Annotated in this window: 8 protein-coding genes; 5 read left to right on the forward strand and 3 right to left on the reverse strand. The window is 54.9% G+C overall.

Features of this window, described 5'->3' with window-relative positions:
- The first annotated feature begins 115 nt into the window (after positions 1-115).
- The 5 genes from KJ970_19290 to KJ970_19310 all read left to right on the forward strand — a co-directional run bounded on the left by KJ970_19290 (position 116) and on the right by KJ970_19310 (position 8,963).
- Positions 116-1,432, forward strand: coding sequence for a right-handed parallel beta-helix repeat-containing protein (locus KJ970_19290; GenBank protein ID MBU2693066.1), 1,317 nt, complete (start codon positions 116-118; stop codon positions 1,430-1,432).
- Between the two features lie 102 nt (positions 1,433-1,534).
- Positions 1,535-5,041 (forward strand): TM0106 family RecB-like putative nuclease, encoded by a 3,507-nt coding sequence (locus KJ970_19295; protein ID MBU2693067.1) that lies wholly within the window; start codon positions 1,535-1,537, stop codon positions 5,039-5,041.
- A 25-nt stretch (positions 5,042-5,066) separates the two neighbouring features.
- Positions 5,067-6,296 (forward strand): hypothetical protein, encoded by a 1,230-nt coding sequence (locus tag KJ970_19300; GenBank protein MBU2693068.1) that lies wholly within the window; start codon positions 5,067-5,069, stop codon positions 6,294-6,296.
- Between the two features lie 70 nt (positions 6,297-6,366).
- A complete protein-coding gene (locus tag KJ970_19305) occupies positions 6,367-7,632 on the forward strand; it encodes a hypothetical protein (protein ID MBU2693069.1) in 1,266 nt (421 codons plus the stop codon).
- Positions 7,629-8,963, forward strand: coding sequence for a hypothetical protein (locus KJ970_19310; protein MBU2693070.1), 1,335 nt, complete (start codon positions 7,629-7,631; stop codon positions 8,961-8,963). Before KJ970_19305 ends, KJ970_19310 begins: the two co-directional genes overlap by 4 nt.
- A gap of 35 nt (positions 8,964-8,998) precedes the next feature.
- Here the strand turns inward: KJ970_19310 and KJ970_19315 are convergent, their stop codons facing one another.
- The 3 genes from KJ970_19315 to KJ970_19325 form a co-directional block, all read right to left on the reverse strand.
- Positions 8,999-9,934, reverse strand: a complete 936-nt coding sequence (locus tag KJ970_19315) for a plasmid pRiA4b ORF-3 family protein (GenBank protein MBU2693071.1) — start codon at positions 9,932-9,934, stop codon at positions 8,999-9,001.
- 491 nt (positions 9,935-10,425) lie between these two features.
- Positions 10,426-11,481, reverse strand: a complete 1,056-nt coding sequence (locus tag KJ970_19320) for a hypothetical protein (protein MBU2693072.1) — start codon at positions 11,479-11,481, stop codon at positions 10,426-10,428.
- A gap of 1 nt (position 11,482) precedes the next feature.
- Positions 11,483-11,875, reverse strand: a 393-nt coding sequence (locus KJ970_19325) for an ATP-dependent helicase (GenBank protein ID MBU2693073.1), incomplete at its 5' end; no start/stop codon positions are given.

Genomic DNA, 11,875 nt, shown 5'->3' on the forward strand with positions numbered 1-11,875 from the left:
ATGCGCTTTAAGGGGCGCTCTCCAGAGTTCTCCTTTGCATCGCAAGAGGTTGATTGCAATGAACCGCCGCGCAATTTACAATGGTCCGAACTGGCCTAAAAAGGGGGGGGATCAAATGAAACGAATGTTAATCTGCTGTATCGCTCTGCTGCTTGCAGGCGCATCGATGTTCGAATCCGCAGACGCACGGGACTGGTATGTCAGTGCCGCAACGGGGAAGGGAAAGGCCGGGACGATAGAGAAACCGGCGAAGGATCTTGGGAACATCATCAGCCTCCTCGCGGACGGGGATCGGATCTTCATCGCAGAGGGGACCTACCCGGGGCGCGGAGAGAATGGCCACGACGGAATCACCGTTCCCGTGGAAATCTATGGTGGTTGGGACGCGAACTTCAAGCAGCGCGACCCGTGGGGTGCGCACAGGACGATCCTATCGGGTAGCAACAAATCGGCCAACTGGGACGGCGGTTACCGGTTGTCGATCGACCTTTCCAAATGGAGGAAGAACGCGGAGCACCGGATCGTGGTCGACGGGATCATCGTGGATAACGGCGATCGGAACCGGTATGCGACCGAGGCTCAGAACAAGATCATCCGATCGGCCAATCCGAAGAACGGCGAGATGCCGACTCCCGAGAGCGGTGGCATCTCCGTGGCTCCATGGAAACTCGGCGATGCCGTGATTCGCAACTGTATCGTCATGAATACCGCACCCACCGACGGCGCATTTTCCATCTGGGGTCATCAATCAAGCGAGATGGTGATCGAGAACAACCTCGCCATCAACAACACCGGCAACGGATTCTCACTGCACACATCCTGGCATCCGAGGGAGGGGCAGGATATTCCGATTTTCACATTCAAGAACAACACCTCCCTCTTCAACGAGAAGCATGACGCGATGGCGACATATGGTGGAGCGGCCCTCAAACTCGAATCTGATACGCAGGTCACAGCGACTGACTGCGTTTTCGCGTTCAATGATTACTACGGGGTCGACAACGCGAAGCGCGCGCAGGGAGTGATCCTGAGTGCGAACGCCTTCGCGGGGAACTTGAGGGCGGATTATCTCGAGTTTGACACCAAGATGAACCTCGATGTCCTCGAAGACGAGGCGGAGAACCTGGATGAGGCAGAGGAGAATGTTGCCGCGGAATTCCAGATCCCGATTCCAGCGGATTGGACGGCGAAGTATGCCGCCCGCGTGGTGATCGACCGCAATGCGGCCGAGGCGGATGTGCAGGCGATCGGTGGCTGGGAGAACTCGGTGCGTTCGATCCTCGGACTCAACCTGCAAGGGACCGATTTGAAGATCGACACGGACGTTTGGCTGCCGAGGCTCGGTTTGGAGGATGGGATCAAGGCGGGATCATCGAAGTACGCCACTCTCTATGGGTGCCAGAATCCCGGTGTGAGCGGGCCGATCGATTAATAGGCGATTAGAGCCTGTCCACAATCTAAGGTCGGTTATGCTGCGCCTAGAAAATCTCGCGCAGCATAACCGGAATGTGACCAGTGAGCGACAGATTGCCCTATGAAAAATCATGGCACATCCATCCAATTCTCACCAACCGACCTGACAAACTATCTCCAAAACCCGTATATCACATGGATGGATCGCCTCTACTTGGAGCACCCCGACAAGGCCACCCCCGACGAGCAAACCGGCGATCAAGAGCTCATCCAGAAGAAGGGCATCGAGCACGAGCACGATTTTCTCGACCAACTCAAGGCCAAACACAAAAACCAACTCACCGAAATTCCGGCCACCAATGATCGCTTCAAACTCACAAGCGAGGCAATGCAGAAGGGCAGCAAGGCCATCTATCAAGCCGCCCTAACCCACAAAAACTTCACTGGATATGCCGATTTCCTCATAAAGACTGACAAGCCATCAAAGCTCGGCAATTACAGCTACGAAATATGGGACACGAAGCTCTCGCTGCAGACAAAACCCTATTTCCTCGTCCAGCTCTGCTGTCTCGCCGAGATGCTGGAAGCAGTACAGGGCGCCAGGCCAAACGACATAAGAATCGTCCTCGGCGACGGCACCCAGAGATCTTTTCGGACCGATGATTTCTTCTACTACTATCTCTTCCTCAAGCGCGGATTCATGGAGCAACAAGACAACTTCAACCCGCACGATCCCCAAAACCCACCCGAGCCCCTCGGCGAGGGCAAAAACGGCCGTTGGGAAAGCACAGCCGTAGAATGGCTCCTAAAAAACGACCACTTGAGCCTCGTGGCCGGCATCACAACCCTCCAGATCGAGCGGCTCAAGAACGCCAAGATCACGACCGTTGCGCAGCTCGCCAAAGCGCACAAAAAGAAAATCCCCAAGATGCGGGCGGAAACGCAGGAAAAGTTATGCGAGCAGGCGCGGCTCCAAACCCTCTCAAAAACCAAAGGCCAGCCGCAGTACGAGGTGATCCCACCGGATCCAGAAAATCCCGCCCGCGGATTGGCCGGTCTTCCCCCGGCCTCCAAAAACGATGTGACCTTCGATATCGAAGGATACCCACTCGCTCAATTCCAGGGCCAGGCGCAAGGCCAGGCCCAAAACGGGCTCGAGTATCTCCTCGGCGCCGTGACCCTCAAAAATACTCCCAAAACCAGCAAGCTCGAATACCACGATTGGTGGGCGCATGACGCGCGCCACGAGAAAAAGTCGTTCGAGGCGTTCATCGACTGGGTCTACGCCCGGTGGAACAAAGATCCCGCGATGCACATCTACCACTACGCCAACTACGAAGTGAACGCGATGAAGCGGCTCATGACGAAGTATGCGACGCGCGAGGATGAAGTCGACACGCTCCTTCGCGCCGACGTCTTCGTCGACCTCTACAAGATTGTACAACAAGGTGTCCGGATGGGGCTCCCGAGCTATTCGCTCAAAAAGGTCGAGCAATTCTACCTGGACGGCCGGGAAGCGGAGGTCGCGACGGCCGGCGATTCGATCCTCTTCTACGAGCAGTGGCTCGAAGCGCAGGACGGCCCCACATGGGAAACGTCCAAAATCCTCAACGAGATCCGCAACTATAACAAAGAGGATTGTGAATCCACGCACAAGCTCACCGAATGGCTGCGCGGCCTGCAAAAGAAAGGGCGGATTGGTTATATCCCGGACGCCGGGGCGGCCGCGCCCACGGACGCGATGCGGGAACCGACCGAGCGGGAGATCCTGAGCCAGGAGCTATTGGATTCGATCCCGGAGGGCGCCTCCACAGAGGCTTCCAGCGGCGCTTCCACGACGTCCGCATCAAAGACGGACGACCAGTGGCGCATCCGCGAGCTGCTGGCCTGGCTCGTCACCTTCCACCGCCGTGAGCAAAAACCGATGTGGTGGGAGTATTACAACCGTCACCAGATGACGGATGAAGAATTGTGGGATGACTTGGGATGCCTTGCCGGGCTCAGACGAACACGAATAGCGGCAGTGGCTGTCAAGCGATCCACGGGATTTGAATATCGTTTTGACCCTGACCAAGATACGAAGATCACTGTTGGGACATTCTGTACCATTGCCGGGCATCGAGGATGGAAGGTTAGGATCGGGCAACTCGACATGGATAGCGGACGGGTGTTGCTCATTGCTGGTCCCAAGGCACTTAAGGAGTTTGAGGAAATCGGCGGCTTACCACCGGCCCAGCTCAGCCTTGTTCCCGATGATCAAGTGGGGACTGAATCGATCGAATCCTCAATCGAACGAGTTGTCAGGGAGTATCTGGAATCCGGCACACTCCCATCCGCCCTTGATGATTTTCTGCACCGCCGCCGTCCGCGAATTCGCAAACGGTTGCGGGGACCGATCATCCGCAAAGGCGAAGATATCCTCGCGGGGACGCTTGATGCCGCGCTGAACATGCAGAGCACGACCCTGTGCATCCAGGGTCCTCCCGGATCGGGTAAGACCCACACGGCGGCCCACGTTATCCTCGGGCTGCTGCAGGCGGGAAAGCGCGTTGGGATCAGCGCCAACAGCCACAAGTCCATTTGCAATCTGATGGAAAAGGTCGCGAAGTTTGCCCGCGATGAGGGGTTCGGCCTATCCGCCGCGAAAGTGGGAGGGGACCCGGACGATCCGCTCTATGAGAAAACCGGCATTCAATTTGCAGGAAGTGCAAAAGATGCCATCGGGAGGTTCGACCTGATCGGCGGGACGGCCTGGGCTTTTGTTATACCCGAGGCCGTTGACAAGTTTGATTATCTATTCATCGATGAAGCCGGACAGGTGTGCATCGCCAACCTTGCGGGAATGATCCCGAGCACCCGGAATGTTGTTCTGCTCGGGGATCAAATGCAGCTCGGCCAGCCGACCCGCGGCGCCCATCCGGGGGAAAGCGGATTGTCGACGCTCGAATATCTTCTGCAAGATCACGCAACGATTCCGGATGACCTGGGAATCTTTCTCGGGACAACCTGGCGGCTGCATCCCGCGCTGTGCGTCTTTATTTCTGAGGCGGTCTATGAGGGCAGGCTTCAGCCCGAGAAGCACACGGCAGCCAGAAGGATCTTGATCGGGGGATCGAAACGCTCTTCACCCATCACCCGTGATGCCGGACTTCTCTTTATTCCGATCGAGCACGCCGGAAATGTTCAGGGGAGTGATGAGGAGGTTGAAGCAATCGGCCAGCTCGTGAATGACCTTCTGAAACTGGAACACACAGACAAGAAAGGGAAAAATGCCGGCCGGCTGACCCTGGAGCATATCCTGATCGTCGCCCCCTACAACATGCAGATCCGAAAGCTGAAGCAGGCTCTCAGACCCGGGGCGCGTATTGGGACCATTGACAAGTTCCAAGGTCAGGAGGCTCCCGTCGTTATTGTCTCGATGTGCGCCAGCGCAGGCGACACTTCCCCTCGCGGCATTGATTTTCTCTTTAACAAGAACCGGCTAAATGTAGCCATTTCGCGGGCTAAGAGTCTCGCTATAATTGTTGGTCATCCGAGGCTGACGGAGACGCTCTGCGGTTCGATACGGGAGATGGAACTGGTGAATCTTTATTGCCGCGTGGTGGAGGAGGGGGTGTTCCGCAGATAAGTTACTTTGAATATTTAGAGGTTCAATGAAAAGTGTGATCTCCAATACAGCATCACTGGCTGGCACCGTCAGTTTTGATCTTCTTGGCTCTGAATTAGGTGGGGATGTCGAATCTGCTCTCCAAGCCGCACTGGAGGCCGGAGTCGTCTTCCCCCAAAATAACAACCCGCTATCTATTTTTCGTGAAGCTCTGGCCACCTCCATCCGGGCCATTGAGAAGCACAACCGTGGTCCGCTATTCCAAGAATTCCTGCTGAAAGGTCCCTACGAGGAGACTGGGCCCATTCCGCCGGACTTGATCGGTGAGCGTCTCTCCGACACCGAGGTTGCCTCGGTCATCACCTTCATCTATTCGTATATGGTCAACTGCTTCAAAGGTGCGATCACGGAGTTACTTGCTGCGAAGGCCTGCATGCATCTGTTTCAGCAGCTTCGGCGGGAGAAAAAACTCCCCGCAAAGGCCAGGCTTTATGCGGGAGATGTCGTGGGTGTGCATCGTCCAAAGGGAAGGGGCATTCTCAAAGGCGCCGACTTGTACATTATGATTAAAGATCCCAGCGCTAATACAGTTTCAGACATTGTGGTCGCCGGCGTGGTGGAGGTTAAGTCGTACTTTCAATCGGCACACCGCCTGCGAGAACAAATAGATCAGCATCTCAGACGGTCCAAGCATGGTTTACGGGTAAACGGGAAGGATTATTTCAACGGGCATGTTCACGTGGGGTTCGGGTCCAGACAAAAAGTCTTGCGGATTACGGTGCTACCGAGTGACTGGCGTCTACCGCGAGAATTTCGGTATGAGACCTCCTCGCGCGGAAGCCTGCTTCACGTCGATCCAGGCATGCCGAATCGAAACGACGATAAAATTATAATGACCGGGGACGACGAATGGCGGATCACCCTGCGATGGTCGAAGGAAGCGCTCGCCCAGGCTGCATACGAGATGACATTTTGGTACATGGGAAAGGTTGGAGAGGCAATCTATTCGCGGGAGAGGCCGAAGGGATGGAAAGTCATGTCCGCGAATGAAGCCGGAAGGAATGCGGCAAAGATGATGCTCTACTATGCCATTCTGCGTTGCCGTACGCCCCGGGAGAACCAGCGAGCCATAGCCCTCTACAACACCTACGGTTTCGGTTATGCTCTTGGAATGAATTATAGGAACGCAAAGGGAAGACGCGAGATATTGTGGACGGAGGACTTGTATGAGATTATCTCTGCGGGAAAGACCAATAGTGGGTGCAGTTTGAGTTGAATTCGCGTGGAAAGCCACACTGCTTCTCAGGGATGGATTATTGAACATGACAAAACCGGGAAGACCCACAATGGCACCGACTGAAAAACACAAATGGAAATTCATCTCCCGCTTCCGCCGGAGAGTCTATGGCTGGGATGCTTCAGGACGGGCGGTCAAGCGTATAGAAGAAGCCATAGCGGAAATCAAGGAGGTGGGCCGAACGGATCCGGTTTTGGCGGCGGAGGGGGCTGTGCGTTTCCTTGAGAAGGTCTCGCCTGCTCTGGAACATGTCGACAGCTCATCCGGCGCACTTGGCGCGATGGTCTATTATGCCGGCGCCGAGCTCGCTTTGGTCATCGGGAACGCCCCGGTTTCGGAACCACGTCGTCGGAAGTGGCTGGATCGCCTGTGGCTCGCTATGGAAAAGGATGAGATACCTTATCTCGAAGGGCTTGCCGACCAGTGGGGGGAACTCTGCGGTTCGGCGGAGTACGCATCAAAATTGGCGGATGAATTTATCGACGCAGTCCGGCGAGCTTGGGACCCTGATACCGACACCGACTCATATCACAATGGCGCCGCGGCCTGTCTAAGTTCATTGTATAAAGCCGGACGTTTTACCGATCTCTTTGAGCTCTTGGATCTTGATCCCCACAAATTATGGGATACACGGATTTGGGGTGTTAAAGCCCTAGCGGAGCAGGGGAAAATCGAGGAAGCAGTGCGTTATGCCGAAGATTCCCTTAAGCGCAATCTCGGCCTCTTTCACATTGCTCCCATGTGCGAGGAGCTTCTTCTATCCATCGGAAAATGGGAAGAAGCCTACGGCCGCTATGCCATTCCCGCAAACCAAAAATCGACCTATTTAGGGACTTTCAAGGCGATCGCAAAGAAATATCCAGAAGTAAAGCCGGCGGATATCCTGAACGATCTTGTCGAATCGTTACCCGGACAGGAGGGGAAATGGTATACAGCAGCCAAGGCGGCCGGCCTCTATGACGAAGCGATTGAATTGGTCAATCGCACTCCATGCAGCCATTCAACACTCATCCGCGGGGCCCGCGATTTCTGCGAAAAGAGACCCCGCTTTGCCATGGAGTCAGGGCTCGTGGCCTTGAAATGGCTGGCCGCCGGTCATGGGTATGAGGTCACCGTCAAGGATATTGAAGACGCCTATAAGTACACCCTGGCAGCGGCGGTTCATGCCGGCGCGCAGGGAGAGGCGAAAGATAGACTTCGCCAAATCGCCGGCACGGCTCATCCGAACAGCCGGGTTTACAAAATCCTGAGGGAGAGATTGGCGGGTGCGGATCCCAACAATGATAGACCGGGCGAAAAAGAGGCTGTCCGATGACATCAGAATCCGAGACTGAGATTTGGAAAGGCAAGCGCATTGTCGATATCAAAATTGAAATGGAGGAGGCCCTTAAAATAGGCCGGATAGTCTATTACAGCTGTGTTCCGCGCTATGTCAGCCGGCTCCTGCATCACCTGAAGAGAATTAAGGCGCTCGTCGGTAGCGACCGGCCCCGCCAAGGATCTGAGCTTCTCCACGCGTTTGCCAACGGATGTCTGGCCAAGACAGGAGAGGTTGTCGATTCGGGCGGACTCTTTCAAGCATTCGGCTCGAAAATCCTCAATGCATGGATCTTTGCCAGGGAGCTTGCCACGGCTGATCCTGAGGAAACAGTCGGCGAATTAACGGCATGGTTGGAGACCGACTATTACAAAATTGGATTCCACATTGAAGAAGACCTTGCCGATATAATGCGTCCGGAAATTGTCAATCGGTTCGTTCGCATTGCAAGGAACGTGCTGGACGCTCTCCCCCCGGATGATGAACTGGAAGCGAATTCACCGCGGGCGCGGTGGCTCCACAATCTGAAAATCCTCTGCTACGCCCAGGGAGATTGGGAGGGATATCTCCAGCTGTGTCCCGCCGGCAAAGTCGGCGTCATAGATTGTGTAAGGATGGCCAAGATACATCAGATCCAGGGCGAACGAGAACTCGCCCTGCGGTGGGTGGAGCGGGGCATAGAATATGAATCAAACGCCGGGCCGGGTGAAGATTCCGAGGGGAAGCTTCGGCGACTGAGAATAGAACTTTTGGCTGAACTCGGCTGCAAGAGGGATGTCTTGGATCTTTTGTGGGGGGATTTCCGCCGGATGCCGGACCATGGCCTGTATCAGGAGATTCAAGCATTAACCCACCCCAAACAGCGGAGAGTATGCCATGGCCGTTTGATTCAAATTACAAAGGAATCACCGTTTCCCCAGGGGGTTTCGCTATTCATTGAGCTTGGTGAAATCGAAGCGCTGGCGGATTATTTTAATGGCGCGAGCGTTGATGAAATCCGCGAAGCGCGAGGGGAGTTGATGGTTCAGGCGGCGCGGGCCCTGCGAAGGAGGTATCCCGGGAAGGCCGCTGAGATTTACTACATCACCGCCATGAAGATCCTCGATCGCAACAAGCGGGATTCCTACCTGCGGGCCTTGCGTTGTTTGCAGCATACCCGCAATTACCTCTTGATGGCGGGGATGCGGGAAAATTGGGATGAAATTGTCCACTACATACGCCGAAAACACATCCGCAAGATCAGCTTTATGCATAAATTCGAGCGGCTGGCCGCAGGAGAAACTGTATCAGAGCCGGCGTGGCTTCCCTACAAGGTCCCGAAATACTAAATCGGGGCTTTGACGACCAGGTTCGAGAAAATCTGTCAATTGCCGTCGTCGTATCGATCCATCAAATCACTAATGCGATCAAAGAGGGAACTCAATCTCATTTCCAGCCACCTATCATCCGTGTGATTGGACTCCGCAGCGACATATCCCTGCATATCCTCAAGATCATATAGAGTGAACTGTCCGACGAAGTCCGAGGAGCCCGGAAGGGGTTTGAAACGCTCGAAATATTCGGGATCGAACAGGTTCAATTTTTCCAGAAGGGTATAATCCAGTTTATTTATTCTCAGGGGGATTGTCTCGTCTTCACCGATCCTGATGCGTATTTTACTATTCGGCGTGACATCCTCTTCTGCAAAATTCTCGTCTGCGGCGAATGCAAGTTCCCATCTTTCAAACGGATCATCGAAAACGATGGATTCTTTGTCGAATTTATCAGGGTCGTAGGATTCTCCCAGCCAAGTGCGAAAACTCTCATGTTCTTCATGATTCGGATCGCTGATCGCTTCGAGAAGAAGTTCGTATCCGGGTACGCCACCGCAGTCTTCTGGAGGACAGGCGCGCCGGCCGGCCGTGCAAATAGGATATTCAATCTTTTCAGTGCGTGGTTTGATACATTCAAGGGTGATAGAATGCCACCAGTCATCGCCAAAGTCATAATTGTATTTGGCGGATCGATCAACGAGCGTCAGCAACCGCGCAACAGGGATATCCCAACCAGGGAGAACCACGGGATCGTCTTCGAACTCCCGTTCAAAGGGGATTCCTATGAGGAGTTTTACCCCGAGGGCAGGTTCCTTGAGATGAAAATGATGCAAGTGAGAGTCCTGCCATCCCATTGCATCCTGGATGGCGACATGAAAGTCCCAGAATGTATAATCGCTGGGAATTTGGATCCTTCGCCATATGGGCGGTTTGATACCTTGGAGTATAATTTTGAATTGGAGAATATGGTCGAATTTTAGAGCCACTTGAATTCTCCCCCTGAAAGAGCGTTTCTACGGAAAACTAATAATCGACTCTCTCGATTTCTACGTCCTCCAGATCGATGCCGAATGACTGGGCCGTCACCTCGAACCATCCCCTAAACATTTTATAACTACGGTTCCTTGGCCAATCATCCTGGTTTGTGCGCCAGGCTTCAAGCTCAACTTCAAAAATCCGCTTAAAGTGCCCTTCAATCGCGGTGATTCCTCTTCACCCTGTGGGGCTTCGGCGACAAGGGTGACGGATGTCCACTTGCTTTCCGTCTTTTCATGCCTGAAAATATCAAATTCTGGGTTTCAGATTTCAAAGTATAGGTCGGCCAAATGGCGGCATTTCTTCGTCTCCAAGCCTTCTCCGGCCGTCGTCCCCCTATTTGTTGAGCTTGATGAAACGGATCGACTGGCCAGGCATCTGGGAAGGATCTCTATTGAGGTGATTGTCCAGGGCCATGAGAGAATTCATGAACATCCCCACATCAGGACGATTTCCCCGCACACTCCAAGCACCGCACGCGCAGCCGATCATCGATCGTCATCTCAAGGCCGCCCTTGCCGCAGTCATCGCAGGGGATCGATTCCAAGCGGCCCAGGAGGGAATTCCAGGTAATGGGCAGGATGCGTTCCTCCCGGCGATACCGGAGATCGTAGGTGGCGCGGAGCACCGGCATGTCGACCTGCATCACGGCTGCCGGTTTCAAGCGCACACGCAGCGCATAGCGCATGTCGAGATCCCGCACCTTGCGGTCATACTCCGCACGGATACTCTCCAACTTGGCGTCGACCTGGGTGGCGCTGAGCTTCCGCCCATGGGTCTTCCTCTGGCATACCTCTTGGGCCAGCGCTTCGTAATAGCCATGCAGGCGCTGGGCGTCTCGGTTCCGGCGGCGGTCCAGGCTCTCTCGGAACGGATCGAGCCGGCGATGGACCATTCGCGACGCCTCGCGCTGAAGCGCTTGGGCGACTTCTTTAAGCGTTCCGCCGCCCATGATATCGCCGCCCTTGCGGGGAACAAAGACCTGTGTGTCTCCGATTTGTTGGATGAGCTCTCCAACAGGGGAGAGTGTTGCCTGGTTGACCATGGTTGCGATCAGGCTTTCGTAAGTCTCCTCGCTGACGGCATTTAGCAAGTAGTGCACGAGAAGGTAGTTCGCATGCGAGGGCTGAGTCTCACGCAGGGTCATTTGGACGCGCGTCCTAAATCGAAAGGCTTCCTGAGCCTCATTGGCGAGGCTGCGCGGTCGCGGCCAAGGGAGATCGCCGCGAATCCTAACAGCGCTGCATTGCGTGCGCATGAGATCCAGCAGCATCTCGAGGTCGGCGGATCCATAGCCGATCAATCGGAGGTTGCTGTCCGTTCCCGGCCTCATTGCCAGCATGGATTCTTCCTCCCACTCGAGCCGGGCGGCGAGCTCTGTGGGTAGGAGTGTGTGCAGGGTGCAGACTTGGTTGCCATGAGCATCAATGGCGGACCTGCGTTCAACGACGGCGCCGTGCAAATCCAATACGCGGGTCGCAAATTTTAATGGGTCCATATCAAACCTCGTAATCTTCGCCGAAGAGCGAGTCATCCAGGGACTTGATACGTTCGTACTTCTCTTTGGCCCGTTCCAGCTCACACGAAAGGCCGATAAAATTCGCCGCCGCATCTTCGTCGGTGTTCGCAGAGGCCCAGGCTTCGAGAACCCGCTCGGAGAATTCGCGTTTATCCTCCAATTGCCCGAGGATCAGATCCACTTCACCGATGACCAGCTCGAAGAGATTGATCTTCTTATCCAGTATCGTGAGCAGATGATCTTCAACACTCCCACGGGCGCAGAGGTTGACAATCTCGATCTCCTTCTCCTGCCCGATGCGGTGGATACGGCCGATACGCTGCTCGATACGCATCGGATTCCATGGCAGATCAAAGTTCACGATGCGATGGCA

This window comes from Candidatus Eisenbacteria bacterium (genome assembly GCA_018831195.1).
GTDB lineage: Bacteria > Eisenbacteria > RBG-16-71-46 > CAIMUX01 > JAHJDP01 > JAHJDP01.

Bases quoted from the DNA above. Each gene is read 5' to 3' on its own strand.
- KJ970_19290 (MBU2693066.1), top strand. From the start codon at position 116: ATGAAACGAATGTTAATCTGCTGTATCGCTCTGCTGCTTGCAGGCGCA.
- KJ970_19295 (MBU2693067.1), top strand. From the start codon at position 1,535: ATGAAAAATCATGGCACATCCATCCAATTCTCACCAACCGACCTGACA.
- KJ970_19300 (MBU2693068.1), top strand. From the start codon at position 5,067: ATGAAAAGTGTGATCTCCAATACAGCATCACTGGCTGGCACCGTCAGT.
- KJ970_19305 (MBU2693069.1), top strand. From the start codon at position 6,367: ATGGCACCGACTGAAAAACACAAATGGAAATTCATCTCCCGCTTCCGC.
- KJ970_19310 (MBU2693070.1), top strand. From the start codon at position 7,629: ATGACATCAGAATCCGAGACTGAGATTTGGAAAGGCAAGCGCATTGTC.
- KJ970_19320 (MBU2693072.1), bottom strand. From the start codon at position 11,481: ATGGACCCATTAAAATTTGCGACCCGCGTATTGGATTTGCACGGCGCC.